14 protein-coding genes are annotated in these 17,705 nt (G+C 28.7%); 2 read left to right on the top strand and 12 right to left on the bottom strand.

Annotated elements, in window-relative coordinates; genetic code table 11:
* The first annotated feature begins 12 nt into the window (after positions 1-12).
* Positions 13-1,875: a carbamoyl-phosphate synthase large subunit gene (carB, locus tag HZY31_RS03420; protein ID WP_297318060.1), complete on the top strand. Its 1,863-nt coding sequence runs from the start codon at positions 13-15 to the stop codon at positions 1,873-1,875.
* Positions 1,876-1,880: 5 nt separating this feature from the next.
* Here the strand turns inward: carB and HZY31_RS03415 are convergent, their stop codons facing one another.
* The 5 genes from HZY31_RS03415 to HZY31_RS03395 all read right to left on the bottom strand — a co-directional run bounded on the left by HZY31_RS03415 (position 1,881) and on the right by HZY31_RS03395 (position 9,130).
* Positions 1,881-2,315, bottom strand: a complete 435-nt coding sequence (locus HZY31_RS03415) for an EVE domain-containing protein (RefSeq protein WP_297318059.1) — start codon at positions 2,313-2,315, stop codon at positions 1,881-1,883.
* 52 nt (positions 2,316-2,367) lie between these two features.
* Complete coding sequence (locus HZY31_RS03410) at positions 2,368-2,697, bottom strand: YgjP-like metallopeptidase domain-containing protein (protein WP_297318058.1); 330 nt, start codon at positions 2,695-2,697, stop codon at positions 2,368-2,370.
* Positions 2,687-6,049 (bottom strand): type I restriction endonuclease subunit R, encoded by a 3,363-nt coding sequence (locus tag HZY31_RS03405; RefSeq protein WP_297318057.1) that lies wholly within the window; start codon positions 6,047-6,049, stop codon positions 2,687-2,689. The genes HZY31_RS03410 and HZY31_RS03405 overlap by 11 nt, the downstream gene beginning before the upstream one ends.
* 90 nt (positions 6,050-6,139) lie before the next feature.
* Positions 6,140-7,369 carry a restriction endonuclease subunit S gene (locus tag HZY31_RS03400; protein ID WP_297318056.1) on the bottom strand — a complete coding sequence of 410 codons (1,230 nt, stop codon included), beginning with the start codon at positions 7,367-7,369 and terminating at the stop codon, positions 6,140-6,142.
* Positions 7,370-7,402: 33 nt separating this feature from the next.
* Positions 7,403-9,130, bottom strand: coding sequence for an N-6 DNA methylase (locus HZY31_RS03395; protein WP_297318055.1), 1,728 nt, complete (start codon positions 9,128-9,130; stop codon positions 7,403-7,405).
* 140 nt (positions 9,131-9,270) lie between these two features.
* Between HZY31_RS03395 and aroD the strand changes: the two genes are divergently transcribed.
* Positions 9,271-9,933 (top strand): type I 3-dehydroquinate dehydratase, encoded by a 663-nt coding sequence (gene aroD, locus HZY31_RS03390; RefSeq protein ID WP_297318054.1) that lies wholly within the window; start codon positions 9,271-9,273, stop codon positions 9,931-9,933.
* A gap of 9 nt (positions 9,934-9,942) precedes the next feature.
* Here the strand turns inward: aroD and HZY31_RS03385 are convergent, their stop codons facing one another.
* From HZY31_RS03385 to HZY31_RS03355, 7 genes are all read right to left on the bottom strand, one after another.
* Positions 9,943-10,539: a DUF447 domain-containing protein gene (locus tag HZY31_RS03385; protein WP_297318053.1), complete on the bottom strand. Its 597-nt coding sequence runs from the start codon at positions 10,537-10,539 to the stop codon at positions 9,943-9,945.
* Between the two features lie 5 nt (positions 10,540-10,544).
* On the bottom strand, positions 10,545-11,324 hold the full coding sequence (locus tag HZY31_RS03380) for a 50S ribosomal protein L11 methyltransferase (protein ID WP_297318052.1): 780 nt from the start codon (positions 11,322-11,324) through the stop codon (positions 10,545-10,547).
* Between the two features lie 25 nt (positions 11,325-11,349).
* Complete coding sequence (locus HZY31_RS03375) at positions 11,350-13,254, bottom strand: beta-CASP ribonuclease aCPSF1 (protein WP_297318051.1); 1,905 nt, start codon at positions 13,252-13,254, stop codon at positions 11,350-11,352.
* A 128-nt stretch (positions 13,255-13,382) separates the two neighbouring features.
* Entirely contained in the window at positions 13,383-14,054 is a 672-nt protein-coding gene (gene psmB / locus HZY31_RS03370; RefSeq protein WP_297318050.1) for an archaeal proteasome endopeptidase complex subunit beta, read from the bottom strand.
* A 91-nt stretch (positions 14,055-14,145) separates the two neighbouring features.
* Positions 14,146-15,513 (bottom strand): proline--tRNA ligase, encoded by a 1,368-nt coding sequence (proS, locus tag HZY31_RS03365; protein WP_297318049.1) that lies wholly within the window; start codon positions 15,511-15,513, stop codon positions 14,146-14,148.
* A 208-nt stretch (positions 15,514-15,721) separates the two neighbouring features.
* Positions 15,722-17,323 (bottom strand): methyl coenzyme M reductase system, component A2, encoded by a 1,602-nt coding sequence (gene atwA, locus HZY31_RS03360; RefSeq protein WP_297318048.1) that lies wholly within the window; start codon positions 17,321-17,323, stop codon positions 15,722-15,724.
* 2 nt (positions 17,324-17,325) lie between these two features.
* On the bottom strand, positions 17,326-17,703 hold the full coding sequence (locus HZY31_RS03355) for a DUF134 domain-containing protein (protein WP_297318047.1): 378 nt from the start codon (positions 17,701-17,703) through the stop codon (positions 17,326-17,328).
* Positions 17,704-17,705 lie beyond the last annotated feature (2 nt).

Raw genomic sequence — 17,705 nt, 5'->3', positions numbered from 1 at the left:
TATGGTGGTTTTATGGATAAAAAGAATAAATTGAAAGAAATTTTATTAAAGGCAAAAAAATTAGGATTTTCTGATAAACAGATATCTCATTTGTTGGGATTGGATGAAAAAGAAGTTAGAGAGTTGAGAAAGAAACTTGGAATAGTTCCAGTATATAAAATGGTAGATACCTGTGCCGCAGAGTTTGAGGCTAAAACTCCTTATTACTACTCTGCATATGAAACTTACCTATATAAAGAACAGGATGAAAGTAATCCCTCAGACAGAAAAAAGGCTATTATTTTAGGTTCTGGCCCAATAAGAATTGGTCAGGGAATTGAGTTTGACTATTCAAGTGTTCATGCAGTTTTAGCATTGAAAGAAATGGGAATTGAGGCAATAATTATAAACAACAATCCAGAGACTGTTTCAACAGATTATGATACATCAGATAAACTCTATTTTGAGCCAATAACTTTTGAAGATGTTCTAAATATAGTTGAAAAAGAAAAAGAGAGAGGAGAACTTTTAGGAGTTATTGTCCAATTTGGAGGACAAACAGCAATAAACTTAGCTATGAAGTTAAAGGAGGCTGGAGTTAAGATATTAGGAACAAGTCCAGAAAATATAAATGTTGCTGAAGATAGGGAAGAGTTTTCTAAATTATTAAAGAAATTAGGAATTCCTCAAGCAGAAGGTGGAACTGCATTTACAAAAGAAGAGGCTTTAAAGATAGCTAAAAAAATTGGTTATCCTGTCTTAGTTAGACCTTCCTATGTTTTAGGAGGACGGGCAATGCAGATTGTTTATAGTGAGGATGAGTTAATAGAATATATGGAAGAGGCTGTTAAAGTTTCAGAGGAGCATCCTGTGTTAATTGATAAATTTTTGGAAGATGCTATTGAGTTAGATGTCGATGCTGTTTGTGATGGAGAGAGCGTTTTAATTGGAGCAATAATGGAACATATTGAAGAGGCAGGAGTTCATAGTGGGGATTCAGCAACAGTAATTCCTCCTCAAACACTACCTAAGGAAATTATTGATAAAGTTATTGAATACACTGCAAAGTTAGCAAGGGAGTTAAATATAGTAGGATTATTAAATGTTCAGTATGCGGTGAAGGATGGAGTTGTTTATGTTTTAGAGGCTAATCCAAGAGCTTCAAGAACAGTTCCTTATGTAAGTAAATCTATTGGAATTCCTTTGGCTAAGTTGGCTACAAAGGTTATGCTTGGGAAAAAGTTGGAGGAGTTGATTAAAGATTACAACAATGTTGTAGAAGTCTCTGAGAAAGTTTGGATTGCAAAACCAAAGTATGTATCAATTAAAGAAGCAGTGTTCCCATTCCAAAAATTGCCAGGAGTTGATCCTGTTTTAGGACCAGAGATGAAATCAACAGGAGAGGCTATTGGAATAGATAAAGACTTTGGTAAAGCGTATTATAAAGCCCAATTATCTGCGAATATGGAACTGCCAATAGTTGGGAATGTATTTATTAGTGTTAGAGATAAAGATAAAAAACATATTGTTGATATTGCTAAAAAATTACATGAACTTGGATTTACAATATATGCAACAGAAGGAACTGCTAAGGTTTTGAGAGAAAATGGAATTCCAGCAATATTAGTTAAGAAAATCTCTGAAAGTCCTAATGACAACATTTTAAAGTTAATGAAAGATGGAAAGATACACTTAATAATAAACACTTCCTCTGGTAAAAAGGCTAAATCTGATGGATATTATATAAGAAGAGCGGCGGTTGATTTAGGAATTCCATATATAACTACAATTCCCGGGGCAAAAGCGGCTGTAAAGGCAATAGAATCTGTAAGAACTGGGGAGTTAAATGTCTATTCCTTAAATGAACTTGATGCAAGTATAAAGAAAAGAGAATAATACTTTTATTTTTCTGCAATCAACTTATAATCCTCCTCAGGAATTTCCCTCATAGCCTTACCCATTATATGACCGCTCCACTTCTTTTTATTAGTAATGAACTTTAATTTTGGAATTAAATCTTTAAAATTAATTGGTGGCTCAAAAATCTTAATTTCTTTTAATTTAACTCTATATGGAAATTTCTCATTAGGATTTCTTGGTGTAGGTTTGAATATTTTTGTAGAATCTTTATAAACTTCAGAGATAACTTCATAAATACCTCTAATGTATGGAGGTTTATAATCCTTCCCACTTCTCTGAATTTCATAAATAATTAGTTTATCTCCAACTTTAACTTTATTTATTGTATTTTTATGCCTCTCTGCTACTCCCCATATCTTTTTTTCCTTTATTACTTTCCAATTGTCTTCATTTGTTATACATAGCCAGTATGCCATATTATCGCCTCATATTTTTGATAGGTGATTTTAAAAATTTTTAAATATAATATTATATAAGTTTTTGTATAATTTTTAACTCAATTTCATAACATATCTCTTCAGAAAAGTGTTTTTTTAATTCATTTTCAAACGCTAAATTATGATTTGTTGATTTTACTTTGAAGTGAATAAGTTCATGCAGTATTATATAATAAAGCAAATCTTTCTCAAAATTTTCAACAACATATTTGTTTAATCTTAAAGTCTTAGTTTTAAATGAAAATGAGGCAATTTTTTGTTTCATTGGCTTTATTTCTATGTTTATGGTCTCATTAATGTTTAATGAACTTTTAACTTCATTAACAAGATTTTTTATCATTGTTTTATCATTAATTTTCATACTCTTCTCCCCATAACTCCTTTAAAATAAATTCATTAATAAGTTTATCAGAAATTTCTGCTACCTTCTTAGCTTCTTCATCTTTAATTTTTCCTTCTAATTCCTTTAATAAATCTTCAAGCAATGCATAAGATAACTCTTTTTTGAACTTTTTTCTTTGCAATTTTGACATTTTATTTAAATTTTGTATTTTCATGATTAACTTTTCAGTATTTTTTAAATTTAAATTAATATTCTGGTTTTTTAATATATTATTTCCAATATACGCACTTATTGATTCTTTTATCCTTTCTATTGATGATTTTCCTTTTATCCTCTTATCATAATTTTTCTTTAATTCTATGAGGTTTTTTATAGCATTTAGATATATTTTATTATCAATTTTTTTTAGAATCCAATCTCTTCTTAGTTTTTCTAATCTTTCCAAGATTTCCTTATATATTGGATCGTGTTGCTTATCTAAAATACTGTTTCTCAAAATAAAGTAGTAATTTGCCACAGCTCTTTTTATTTCTCTATTCTTAACATTCTCTTTTAAAATTTTATCTAAGTCATTAGGGTTGAGATTTATCTCATCTATCACATTCAATTCATCGACAAGCATTTTGTTATGTATAAAGATTATTAATTCTTCCCAAAATTTCCTGTTAGATTTTCTTTTTATCTTTAATTTTTTCATTAAATATGCATATATAAAGGATAAGAGTTCAATATCCTCAACGTAAAAAATTTTTTGTGGATATGAACCTAATGCCTTATAAAGTTTAATTACTGCGTTTATATCGTTTATAAGTTTTAAAATTTCAGCATTTCCATCTTCTGCATAAAATGCAATTACATCTAACTTTTCTACTAATTGTTTCTTATCGAAATCTTTATTTTTCGTTAATATTTTTAGAGCATTAATATCTATACTCAAATCATCATCGTTTATTTTTAAATTTTTTAGAGATTTTTTAACCTTATCCATTTTTAACTCAAATTCTTGGAAAATATCATCAATTGAAGTTATTAAATTGTTTTTAAAGTCCTCTCTAATCTCTTCCTCTGCAATCATATTGTATAATGCCATTGTTTCTGTTAAAACTTTAAATAATCCCACAGAATCAACAATTAGACCAAATTCTTTATCCTTATAGGGTCTATTTGTCCTTGCTATTGCTTGTAGCAGTCTGTGTCCATATAGTGGTTTATCTAAATACATAACTTTTAATCGTGGAGCATCAAATCCAGTTAAAAGCATATCTGTTACTATTAAAATCTTCGGATTTTCTGAATTTAAGAACTCTTCTCTAATAATTTGGTTAATCTCATTAAAATCATTAGAATTTTTTTCTTTTTTAAGTTTTTCCATGTATTCAATAATCTCTTTCTCTTCTTCATTGTGATGATAAGTCATCACTATTTCAGCCCATTTTTCTGCTTCATCTCCAAATCTTTCTTTTAAATATTTATCAAGTGCCTTTTTAAATCTCACGCATCCTAATCTATTAACCGCTACAACCATTGCCTTAAATTTAAAGTTTTCAGTATCTTCCTCTATTCTATCAACAATATATTTTGCAACTTTATCAATTCTTTCTGGGTTTAATAAAATTGTTTTTGACTTGTTTATATACTTTGGAACTTTTTTTCTGTCAAATAAATCAATATCTTCTCCTCTTTTAATCCACTCATCAATAAATTCTTTTATATCTTCTTCATCCAATGCTATTTGTATTCCTTCAGTTTTAATATCGCCCTCTTTTACAATTTGATAAGTTAATGGTAGTGTAAATTTGTCTTTTATAGAGTCCTTTATAAAATACACATCTAAATAAAACTCTCCTTCTTGTGGATATGAAAACTCTGAAAATGTGTTTTTTTCATTATTAAATACAGGAGTTCCAGTAAATCCAAAGGTTATGGCATTTGGAAATGTCATTTTTCTCATACTTCCTAAGGTTCCGTATTGAGTCCTGTGAGCTTCATCTATCAATATTAAGATATGTTTCTTTTTAATACTCCCTAATTCTATTAAATATCTATCCTTTTCCTCATCTTCCAATTTATTTAAGTTCTCTATATGTTTTTTGTATTCTTTAGTATTTTTTTCTTTTAAATGGTTTAAATATTCCTCACCTAATTTTATTAAAAGATGGCATAAGCCCTTTATCTCATCTTCTTCTTTTTTAACTCTTTCACGTTGGAATTTTTGGATTGTTGTTGTATAAATACCTCTAACAATGACTTTATTGCTCAATTCGCTCATTTTTATATTTTTTATAACTTCATATAGATTATTGATGTTTTCAATTCTTTTTAATAGGTTTTTAAATTTTTTCTCTTGGATTGCTTCATAAAACTCTTTACTCTGTTTTTCTAAATCAACTCTATCAACTATAAAGAAAATAACAGGATTTTCTGAGAAATATTTATCTAAGAAATAATTTGCTATGAAAAACATAGTGTATGTTTTTCCACTACCCTGCCAATGCCATACTAAACCTTTATTTTTATTATCTCCACTTAAATAATCCTCTATTCTTTTCATTGCCTTTTTTGTAGCAAAATATTGGTTGTATCTTGCAATAATTTTACTCACTGTTTTTGTTTTACTATTTTCCTCTTTTCTGTAAAATATAAAGTATTTTATCATCTCTAACAATACATTAGGATTTATAATGTAAAAAATGTTGTTTATGGTTTTGATTTTTCCATTTATTTTTTCTTTAACTTTCCAGTAGTATTTTGGTAGATAAAAGTTTTCTTTAAACCAGTTTGGCATTGTTGGAGTGTATAACTGCTCTTCACCATAAGATATTGCAAATTGAACAAATCTAAATAAATTTGGGCTATATTTTTCATATCTTCTTATTTGATTAATTCCCTCTAAGTGAGAGTTAATTTTCATTGTAGGTTTTGCCTCTATAATTACAATAGGAATTCCATTAATGAATAAAGTTATATCAGGTCTTGAATTTTTTGGATTTCCTTTAAATTCTGCTTCACATAAATAGAAAAATGTGTTTTTTTCTATATTTTTATAGTCAATAAGTTTAAATTTTCTTTTTTCACTTTTTTTAACTACAACCTCAACTCCATATTTTAAGTAATCCAAAATTTTTATTTCATCTGCATTATTAAGTTCATTTTTTATATAGTCAATAACTTCTCTAACTTCCTTTGGAGTTAAATCACTTAGTAGGGCTTTATTTATTTCTTTAAATTTTTCCTCAAAAAAGTTTGGTAGATAATAGTCAGGAATTAGTTGATACTCCTTAAAGTTAATGTATTTCTTTCCATCTTCCCATCCAATTTTTTGGAGGTTTTCTTTTATATTCTCAACATCTAAATCTTCCTTCCTTATCATAATAATCCCCACTTTGTTTTATTCTTAAAGAGTTATATTTACTCCCCCACTTTTTTTAATCTTTTTATTTCTTGAGTATTTTATGCTTTTTCATAGTTTTATCCTAACTTTACCAGTTAAAAGATTGTCCATAAAGTATTTTTTTATCTTTTCTAGTTTTTCTTTTTTCTCTTTTTTTAATTGTATAACTTTGTCTATTTTACTTAATATTTCAACAATTTTTTGTTGTTCTTCAATTGGTGGGAGTGGAAGTTTTATATTTTTCATATCTTTTTGGTTGAGTTTTCCTCTTGTTGAGCCTACAATATAGGGGGTTAAATCTAAGAAATTTAAAATATACATTAAAAATCTATTATATGCTATTCCATTTAATGCTTTTAGAACATGAGCATGATTATTTACCCAAAATTTACCATTCATTATATATGCCGAATTTTCGAATTTACCCCAATATCCTCCATCTTCCGCAAGAAGAATATATTCACCATCAAAAATATAGTTATTAATGTAATCTAAAATTCCATTAGCCCCACAATAAGGATATGGACCTTTCATTTTTTCTCTTTCTTGTTCATTTAATGGAACTCTTTTATTATCATAAATTTCAACAATCTTCCCCAACCTAACAACCTCCCAATCCTCGGGAACTTCCCCAATCTCTGAATTTTTAAACTTTGTTTCTTTATAGAAATAAAATTTACCATTTTCAACCTTAATCCTTACTTTTCCATTAAGTAAAATATTCATTAAGCCCTTTTTTAACTTTTCAAATTTTTCAATACTCTCATCAACTTTTTGAATTGCTTTATCTGTATTACTTAAAACTTCTGCAATTTTTTTCTGTTCTTCGAGGGGTGGGAGTGGAATAAATGTAGTATTTAATTCACTTCTCTTGAAATGTTTCATCGTGGAGCCGTGAACCCTATTTTTTAATTGCTCTATTGCTAAAAACAAAGTATAATAAAGAAAAAGCCTATCAACATTATTCTTTGGCACAACTTTAAATATATGTTGATTTAAAACTGCTCTACCCCTATTCCAAATATAAACTCCTATGCTTGCAGACCAAGAAAATAATATATCCCCATTTTCTACAATATACTTATTATCAATTACTCCATCAAAATAGTTAAATTCAGCTTTTGGATCGTTAAGATTTTGGATCCGAATTATTGGAAGTCCTTTATCTTTCCAATCTTTGGGGCTAAATGCATACCCATTAATATATTCTGCAACATCAATAAGCCTAACAACCCCCCAATCCTCTGGCACTTCTCCAATTTCTGAATTTTTAAATCTTGTTTCTTTATAAAATTCCATAAAAATCCCTCCAAAAAAATTAAATTAAAAAATTTAATTATAGATTTTTAAAATCTCCTCAACATATCCCATAACTTCATTAACAGCCTCTTTTTCCTCTTTCTCAATATCTTTTAATTCTTTAAACACCTCTTCAATGTCTATCTCTTCTTCTTCAATCTTAGGGAATACATATAAACTTACATTTAAATTGTAATCATTCTTCCTAATTTCTTCTAAATCAACAACCCTACTAAATCCTTCAACATCCTCCCAATTTTCATAAACTTCAACAATTTTATCAATATTCTCCTCACCTAATCTATTCAATCTCCTAACATCTGGATGCTTTTCAAACTCCAAAGATGCATTTATAAATAAAATCTTTCCCTTTCTTTCTTCTGGCTTATTTTTGTTTAGAATCATTACAATTCCTGGAGCAGTAACATTATAAAACAACTTTTCAGGTAATAGAATAATTGCCTCAATTAAATCTTTATCAACAATTTCCTTCCTTATCTTTTTCTCTTTTCCCCCTCTAAATAATGCCCCATTATCTAAAACAATTCCTGCCTTTTTCCTTGCAAAATATATCATCAATTGAACCCAAGCCCAATCTGCTGATTGTTTAGGAGGGTAGCCACCTCTAACAAAGGTATTATAAATCTTTCTAACCTCCGGATTTTCCTTTAACACATTCTCATTATAGCCGTCTAAATTCCATGGAGGGTTAGCAATAGTATAATCAACCTCTCCAAACTTTGGGTTTTTTAAACTATCCCCCACATAAATCTCGTAGCCTTCACTATCAATCCCATGTAATATCAAATTCAACTTTGCCAAAATTGCCATAATTTCATTTCTCTCTTGCCCATAGAGATAAACCTCACCTCCATAATTATCTTTAACATATCTATAAGATTCAATTAACATAGTTCCACTACCACAGGCAGGGTCTAAAACCTCAGCATCTTCCTCAATATCCAACAAATTCACTATCAACCTAACTACCTCAACTGGTGTATAAACCTCCCCCTCTTTACACTTTTGAGGAGCAAAATACGATAATATCCATTGATATGCATCTCCAATAGCATCATAGTCAATCTCTGAAAAGTCCATCTCATTATATACTCTAACCAACTCCTCCAAAATATGCATATTGTCCTCATTAATAAACCCAATAAGTCCCAAAACCTCAACTAACTTAGATAAATCTTTAAGGTTATCGTTAAGATTTGCTATCTTGTATAATGCATTTGCTAATTCCATTATTGTTTCCCTGCTTTTTACAACTTCATGCCAAACATACAATTTTCCTTCATCTTCATCATAGAGCTTTAAATAACTCCTATTTGACATTAGATAAGCCTGCGTTTTAGAGTATCCATCTTTAACAAATTTTTCAACTAATGAAAGATATTTATCACTGACTGCCTTGTAAAATAAAAATACTAATAATACTTTATAATCTACACTTGTTCTAATTAAATCTGCACAATATTTCAAATTTCTAATTAAATCATCTTTTGTTGGTTTCTTTGCTGACTTAATAAACTGATATAATCTTTTTCTTCTATCTTTAGGGTCTTTCTTTGCAATAACTATCCCTTTTCTTTTCAATATGGATAAAAGTTCTTTTGTATTCTCTGCTTCTATCCCAGCTTCTTTTAAAACTTTATCTGCTTCTTCTAAGGTAAATGGTTCATATTTAAATTTATTAAACAATATACTTCCTCTTTTTTTAACCCAATTATCTAAATCTACGAATTCTAAAAGCATTATTATCACCAACAATTAGGTAGATTAAATTAAATGTATCTACCTGTTATGTTTTCTCCTATATAAACCTTACGATTAATAAAATTAAAGTTATATAATTTAAAATTCTTATTTATAGTAGAAGGTCAAAGGTTGAGAATATGATATGCCTTCCAGTTGTTGAAAATAATATAAATGAAGCAATAAAAAAAGCAGAGGAATATCTAAAAATTGCTGATTTAGTAGAGTTTAGAATAGATTTTATGGAAAATGTTAATGAAAAAGATATAAAAAAACTCGCTAAATATCCTTGCATAATAACAGTTAGACCAGACTGGGAAGGTGGATATTGGAAAGAAGATAATGAAAAAAGATTAATGTTGATAAAAAAAGCGATAGAATGCAATGCTAAATATGTTGATATTGAATTGAGAGAGCAAAAAAATAAAGAAATTGTAAATTTTAGAGATGAAATAAATTCAAAAACGAAAATAATTGTTTCATATCACGATTTTGATAAAACTCCCTCCAAAGATAGATTAATCAATATTGTAGAGGAATCTTTAAAAATTGGAGATATAGCGAAGTTCGCAACAATGGCAAATAACAAAGATGATATTTTGAATATTTTAGAGGTTATAAATAAATATTCTGGAAGAGTTATAGGTATTGGAATGGGAGAAAAAGGAAAGATAACGAGAATATTAGGGGTTTATTTTGGTTCAATACTCACTTTTGCATCCTATAAAGGAAAGAGTTCAGCACCAGGGCAAATAGATATTTTTACATTAAAAAAGATTTGGGAGTTAATGGATTTAAAATAATCTTAAATTTTATTTTAAATTATAAATTTCTTTTAACATTATTTCAGCCAATTTTTTATGTTCTAAACCACCAACTTTTTTAATTATTGAAAAATATTTATTTAAATCATTTATAAATTCCTTTTTATCTTTCTCATTTAATTTTACATTTTTATTTGTTAATCTTGAATATATAACAGCCATCTCTACTAATAAACCATCAGCCCTATTGTAAGGTTTTGGAAGATTGTTTAAATAAACTCTATCTATCTCCTCTCCCTCTACTATCATCATCTTACTTTTGCCAAAAATATCATTTTTTTCAATAAACTTTCTACTAATTACTTTACAAAAAATTACATAGTATGAATTTTTTAGATAAGGGATTTTACTTTTGATTTTATTATTGTAATATAAATAGTCATCTTCATCTTCTAAAACTGCCTTAACTAACTCAATAGGATGAACAACATTAACTGAAAAGTAATTCTCAGTTAGAAGATTATAGTATGTATGAGAACCATAAAAAAGATGCATAATAATTTTATTATCTTTAAAATAAATTCCAATAGGGGCTTTATTATCTTTATCATCTTTTTTTGTGGCAATTACTACCTCATATATCATAAATATCACAGTAATCTTACTTTTATACTCTCTAAGTCTCCTCCTCTTTTATAAGATAAATTTATTTTTACAATTCCTTTATCTGCATTTTTATTTAGTGGAATTACTAATGGAGGATTTAACATTGGTGTCTGTCCTGCTATATTTTCAGAATCTAATATTGTATAAGTTCTTAACTTTATCCCCAAATTTTTACAGTTTTTCTCTAAATTTAATTTTAAAGTGTAATTTACCTTTAAAGAATTTATTTTATAAAAATCTACTTCCTCATAAACAACTTCTTTAGAAACTTCTTCTGATTCAATTTCTTCATCATAATAAATGTGAGTCATTTTAGATTCTACAAGTTGTATAGTATTGATAACCTTATTAGGAATTATTTTTCCATCTTTTTTTAATAAATCTCTCTCAATAATTGAGTTTATAACTTTAACTTGTGGTTCAGTGATTAAGGCAGTGTCTAAAAGTTCTGCAATAACTACATCTGTCTTTTCATTAAAGTTGTAAGTTATTGCATCTCCCTCAATAATATCTATATTTTCAAATTTATTGATAGATATATTTTCTCTTGCATAATCATAAGTAAAGGGGTCGAGTTCAATAGCATAAACCTTTCGAGCCTTTCTTGCCGCTATCATTGCCAGTATTCCACTACCTGTTCCTAAATCAAAAACAACATCATCTGAATCAACTGCCTTTTCTATAACTTTTTTAAAAATAGATAATCTTTCATAATCAGTTATTAGTGAATAGTGCCATTGAGGAACTTTTAATTTTAACTTCATAGGAGAACCCTCTTATTTAAAAGATTTATTTAACCCTTATTACATCTAAATTCATTGGAACATAGGTTTGTTTTTTAAATAATCTTCTAACAGTATCTGCAAAATCTAAACACTTTCTTTCTTCTCCATGAACCATAATAACCTTTTCTGGAGATGGTTTTACTTTTCTAATGTATTTAATTAACTGCTTCCTATCACAATGACCAGAGAATCCTTCAATAGTATAAACTTGTAAATTTATTGGAATTGATTTTGTTTTACCATTTCTTGTAACTATAGGAATTTCCTTCCAACCTCTCTGAACTTTTCTACCTAAAGTTCCTTCTGCTTGATAACCTACAAATATTATTGCATTTTTCTCGTCAGGAGCTAAGTTTTTTAGATATTCAACACTTGGTCCTCCTGTTAGCATTCCAGAAGTGGCTAATATTATACAAGGTTCGTCACTATCAATAATTCTCCTTCTTTCATTAGTACTTCCTACTTTTTTAAAAACTTCTGATAAGAATGGGTTATCCCCCTCGTGGAATATTTTTTGCCTCATCTCTTTTGATAAATATTCAGGATATGCTGTATGTATAGCAGTTGCCTCCCAGATCATTCCATCTAAATACACAGGAGCATTAAAAATTCCTTGATTGTATCCTTCTTCTAAAACTAACATCAATTCCTGAGCCCTACCTACACCAAAAACAGGAATTAATACCTTTCCTCCTTTGTCTGTTACTTCACTAACAACTTTTAACAACTCTCTTTCAGCAACTTCCCTCTCTGGAAGAACATCATCATATGCCCCATAAGTAGATTCTATAATTAATGTCTCTAATCTTGGAAATTGACAAACTGCTGGTTCTAACAACCTTGAAGTCTCAAACTTAATATCTCCAGTATATGCTAAATTATACAACCCCTCTCCAAAATGCAAATGAGCTATGGCTGAACCTAAAACATGCCCTGCATTATGTAAAGTTAGTTTTATTGTAGGGCTAATATCTGTTGTAACACCATAATCAATTGGAATAGTATGCTTAACGCATGTTTTTATGTCCTTAGATGTATAAGGAACATCTTTACCTTCTTTTTTAGCTATTTCTAAATAATCTTTTTGTAATAAAGTCATTAAGTCTCTTGTAGGCCTTGTACAATATACTGGACCGTCATAACCGTATCTAAATAATCCTGGAACAAAGCCACAATGGTCTAAATGGGCATGAGTAACTATAACAGCGTCTAAATCTTCAATTGAAAATTCTGGAGCATCAAAATAAGGAAATGCTTTATCTTCACAGGCAACATTAATTCCACAGTCAATTAATACTCTCGTATCTGGTGTTTGAACATATAGACAAGATCGTCCAACCTCTCTCGCTCCACCTAAAAAAGAAACTCTTATCCAGTAATCTCCTCTAACAATGACATCTCTATGAATCCTTCTTCCAATTCTTCTTAAAATTTCTTTAATTTCATCCCTTTCTCTATATAATGTTGCTCTAATTGCTTTAATTGTTTCAGATTGAATTGGTGGAGTTCTTACGGGTTTAGGAGCCCATCTTATTGCTTTTTTAATCATTTCTAATGTTTTACCTTCTTTACCTATAACTAATCCAGGTTTTTTTGATTCTATTATAACCTCTCCAGTGTTTGCATCAAAAACAAAGTTTGTTATTTCCGCCTCTTCGGGAACTATTTCTAAAATTTTCTTTTTGGCAATTTCTGGTTCCACTAAAACAGATGGATCTGGTCTAATTGAAATTCTTTTTCTTAAATCCTTAGCGAGATTTTTTATAATTTCATTCGTAAAGATTTCTGGATTTTTTACATAAATAACTACTTCAGGTCCCTCAAATTGAACATCGACTATTTTTGCGCCTTTTGGAGATTTTTTTATTATTTCTTTTTTTATATTTTCTAAAATTTCTTCTGCTGGCAAAATAATCCTCCTCCTAAAATTTTAAAACTTTTAAATTAATTTAAAACAAAAATGATAAAAAATTAAATTTTAGATTACATAAAAGACTCTAAAATTAAAATATATAAAAATAGAATTAAAATTAAATTTTATTTACTTTTTTTTCTACTTCTTTTTGTAGATTTTTTAGATTTTGTTTGTATTTTTTTTAAAATTTTTTCAACTTCGTCATCTTCCAATATTTTTACACCCTCTTTCGTTATTACAGCTAATGATATTCCATTACCTGAATAAGCATCTCTCTCCATAGCAGATTTTAATGCTTTTACTGCTAATTTTAATCCATCTTCAACAGACATATCTTTTTCATATTCTGCCTCTAAAACTCCATAAGCAATAGGAGAACCTGAACCTGTGGCAATAAAATTAGTTTCTTCATTCATCCCTCCTAATGGATCTAATGAAAATAATTTAGGCCCATCAGTCAAATCATAGCCTCCAATAATTATTTGTGTTAAAAAAGGGAAGTATCTACTTGAATGTAGTATATTACTTAATAATGTAGCACACGCTAATGGAGAAATATATTTGCCTGTTCTCATTTTATATAATCTTGCTTCAGCTGATAACATTCTAACTATTGCCTGTGCATCTCCAACACTACCAGCAATTGTTATTGCAATATAATCATCTATTTTATATAATTTTTTAGCATTTTTATCCGCTACTAAATTACCCATAGATGCTCTTTTGTCAGTTGCCAATATTACAGCATCATCACAAATTAAACCAACAGTAGTCGTTCCTTTTAAAGGTTCCATTTTTTCACCTTAAATATTAATAATTAATTAACATTAATTATTCTATTAAAAGTAAATATATTATATAATAAGTATTTAAAATAAAAATAAATTAATAAGTTTTAGCTATTGCAATATACTTATTTCCTTTATATTCAGTTTCTCCTAAAATAGTTGCTTCCACCTTTTCTTCAAGTTTTTCATTATAAATTTCTTCATTAAATGGGATTAATATTATTCCTTTTCTTTGAGAAAGTATTTCTTTAATTTTATCAGTATCTAAACTATCCATAATTGTTATAAAGTTTTCAAATTTTTTCCAAGATATATTTTTAATGTTTTCCATAATATTATTTAAAGTTTTTTCTATAACATTTTCTAATTGTGACTCATCTACTTGGAACTTCTCCATAGTATCTCTTCTAAATAGAGTTATTTTTTTATTTTCAATATCTTTTGGGCCTATTTCAATTCTCAAAGGCACTCCCTTTATTTCCCAATCATTAAACTTTCTTCCAGGTCTTATATCTCTGTCATCAATATAAACTCTATACTTATCTTTTAATCTTTTATAAATCTCTTCTGCCTTATTTAAAACTAAATCTTCCTGTCCTTTAAAGATTAATGGGACTATAACTATTTGTATTGGTGCTACTATTGGGGGTAGAATTAATCCTTTTTCATCTCCGTGTATTGCTATAATTGAAGCAATAACTCTATCTGAAATACCATAGCAGGTTTGATAAGCATAATCCTTATCTCCTGTTGGAGTTTCAAATATAATTTCAAAAGTCCTTGAAAAATTCTGCCCTAAATTATGAACTGTTGCTATTTGCATCGCTCTACCGTCTGGGAATATAGTATCGAAGGCAACTGTATATTCTGCCCCTGGAAATTTGTCCCATTCTGGTCTCTTTGAAATTAAGTATGGAATTCCTAAGGTGTCAAAGAATTTTTTATAAATTGATATTGCTTCTTTAATTTGATTCTCTGCCTCTTCTTTTGTAGAATGTGCTGTATGTGCCTCTTTAAAAGTCATTATTTCTCTCAATCTAATTAAAGGCCTTGTGTGCTTTGTTTCATATCTAAAAGTATTGACAATTTGATAAATTTTTATAGGTAAGTCAGTATGAACCTTTACCCAAAGTTTCATCATATAGTATATTGCAGTTTCAGATGTAGGTCTTAATGCTAATTTAACATCTAATGGATTCTTTCCTCCATGAGTTACCCAATAAACCTCATCTTCAAATCCTTTTATATGCTCTCCTTCTTTAGCCAATAGATTTTCTGGAATTAACAATGGGAATAAAACTTCCTCATGCCCACTTTTATCTAACAAATCCCTAATTATTTCAAATGTATATTTTCTGATTTTAAATCCATAAGGTAGATAAATTCCACATCCTTTTATTGGATATCTAACATCATAAATTCCTGCCTTTTCCAGTATTTCAGAATACCACTCCGAAAATTCCAAACTATCACCCATTTTAATAAAAATTTTTTTGCTTTTTTAAAAAAAGACAATAAATAATGGCTTACAATATTAAACAAAAATGAACTTAAAATTTAAGATTTATGTAAAATTTTAAAAATATTTGTTAGGTTTTTAGTTTAACAATTTATAAAACATTACATAAACTAATATAAATAATTAAAGTTAATAAAAATTCTAAACTTAAATTTTACTTATTGAACATCTCTTGTTTTTCTTCTTTAGTTAATAATGGAACAATTTCTTCTGGCTTTCCTACTTTGATTAATTTACCATTTCTCATTAACCCGGCTCTATCACAAACATTTAATACGAAATCCATATCGTGAGAAACTATAATATATGTTTGCTCTAACTCAATTCTTGATTTTAAGATGGATTCTGCAACTATATTTCTTGTTATAGGGTCCATAGTTCCTGTTGGCTCATCTAATATAACAACTCTTGGCTCCTTTATTAAAACTTGCGCTAAAGCACATCTATGCCTTTCTCCAACACTCAATTCATTAGGATACTTATCTAAGATTTCCTCAGCCTCCTCTTCACTAAATCCAACTGAAGTTAAAGTATAAACTGCCTTCATTCTTGCAAATTCGTCTGGTAGTTCTAAACCTATTGCCTCTGTTAAGTTCTCCAATATAGTTCTATGAGGATACAATGCATACTCTTGGAATAATATTCCAATATATCTCTTAGCTCTACCTCTTCCATTTAATCCGGGCTTTGTCATATCTACCCATTCATCTCCTACTCTAAACCAATACTTTCCTTTTGATGGTGGAAGAACTCCTGCAATAATTTTTGCCAATGTTGTTTTTCCAGCCCCACTTGTCCCAACTATTCCAAATATTTCGTTTTCTCTTATATTGAGTGTTACATCATCTACAGCTTTAATAACACCTCTTTCAACTGAACAGTAGTGTTTAGATATATGCTCCAATTTTATAATATCTTCTTTAATTTCTATTTCAACTTTTGGTTTTTGGAACTCTTTTACAGATTCCATAAATTTATTATAAACTTCCTCTGATGTACCTTCCATTATAATTTCTCCTTTATCTAACCAAATAGCCCTCTCTGTTAATTCAGCAATAACTTCTGGCCAGTGTGAAGTTAAAATTAAACTTATATTGTTATTTATAACTAAATCTTTTAATGCCTTATGAACTAACTTAGCAGTTTGAGGGTCTAATGTTCCTGTTGGTTCGTCTGCTAAAAATATAAATGGCTCTTTTGCTATTTGCCTTGCTAAAACTACTCTCTGCTTCTCTCCACCACTTAAATCTCTTGCAATGTGAGTAATTCTATGCTCTAACTTAACCATCTTAATTAATTCTAACGCCTTATTTATAGCCTCTTTTCCTTCATAACCTGCCTGATACAAAGCTTCCAAAATATTCTCAATAACTGTTTTCTCTCCATATAAGGCAAATGTTCTTTGAAGCATTATAGCAATTTTCTTTTTTAAATTATATGTGTATTTTTTATCATTCCAAAAATCTACATCTATCTTTTTTAGAGTGTTTCCACACTTTTTACATGGAGAACCTGCCTTCGAAGGAACATCTACATATCCACACTTTTCACAGTATGAGACATGATAAATAATATTTCCCTCAGTAGGCTCATAACCTTCCATACCTCTTAACATATGTAATAAAACTGATTTTCCTGCTCCACTTCTTCCTAATATACCTAAGGATTCTCCTTCCTCCAATTTAAATGAAATATTTTTTAAAACTACCTTATCTCCAAACTTTTTTGTTACATTATTTACTTCCAATAGTATCATAACTACTCACCATTCATATTGTTTATATTCCTACAATGTTTTTTTATTCCAAATCTATTTCTCATACAAAAACCACATTCTCTAATTTTGTAAAAACCACCTTCAATAATTATGATTTTTCCATTTATCAATGCATCAGATATCTTTTTCCTACCTTCTTTTAATAAACTCCACAATACTCTTCTTGAAATACCCATTAACTTTGCCGCCTCTTCCTGAGTAAAGTCCATATAATCAACTAACCTAATAGCCTCTAATTCATCTACTGTTAATACAACTTTATCTAAATGTCCAAAAGGTACTCCATGAGGTTTAAATATTCTAAACTTAGGTTCCTCAGATATAAATCTTGGTATCTTTGGTCTTCCTCTTCTACCCATAT

The organism is Methanocaldococcus sp., from assembly GCF_024490875.1.
Taxonomy (GTDB): domain Archaea; phylum AGJL01; class Methanococci; order Methanococcales; family Methanocaldococcaceae; genus Methanocaldococcus.
This window is presented reverse-complemented; position numbering and strand designations above follow the sequence as displayed.

Coding starts and splice junctions, on each gene's coding strand:
- carB (WP_297318060.1), top strand. CDS start 13: ATGGATAAAAAGAATAAATTGAAAGAAATTTTATTAAAGGCAAAAAAA.
- aroD (WP_297318054.1), top strand. CDS start 9,271: ATGATATGCCTTCCAGTTGTTGAAAATAATATAAATGAAGCAATAAAA.
- HZY31_RS03400 (WP_297318056.1), bottom strand. CDS start 7,369: ATGGAATTTTATAAAGAAACAAGATTTAAAAATTCAGAAATTGGAGAA.
- atwA (WP_297318048.1), bottom strand. CDS start 17,323: ATGATACTATTGGAAGTAAATAATGTAACAAAAAAGTTTGGAGATAAG.
- HZY31_RS03415 (WP_297318059.1), bottom strand. CDS start 2,315: ATGGCATACTGGCTATGTATAACAAATGAAGACAATTGGAAAGTAATA.
- HZY31_RS03380 (WP_297318052.1), bottom strand. CDS start 11,324: ATGAAGTTAAAATTAAAAGTTCCTCAATGGCACTATTCACTAATAACT.
- HZY31_RS03410 (WP_297318058.1), bottom strand. CDS start 2,697: ATGAAAATTAATGATAAAACAATGATAAAAAATCTTGTTAATGAAGTT.
- HZY31_RS03355 (WP_297318047.1), bottom strand. CDS start 17,703: ATGGGTAGAAGAGGAAGACCAAAGATACCAAGATTTATATCTGAGGAA.
- HZY31_RS03385 (WP_297318053.1), bottom strand. CDS start 10,539: ATGATATATGAGGTAGTAATTGCCACAAAAAAAGATGATAAAGATAAT.
- HZY31_RS03395 (WP_297318055.1), bottom strand. CDS start 9,130: ATGCTTTTAGAATTCGTAGATTTAGATAATTGGGTTAAAAAAAGAGGA.
- HZY31_RS03405 (WP_297318057.1), bottom strand. CDS start 6,049: ATGATAAGGAAGGAAGATTTAGATGTTGAGAATATAAAAGAAAACCTC.
- psmB (WP_297318050.1), bottom strand. CDS start 14,054: ATGGAACCTTTAAAAGGAACGACTACTGTTGGTTTAATTTGTGATGAT.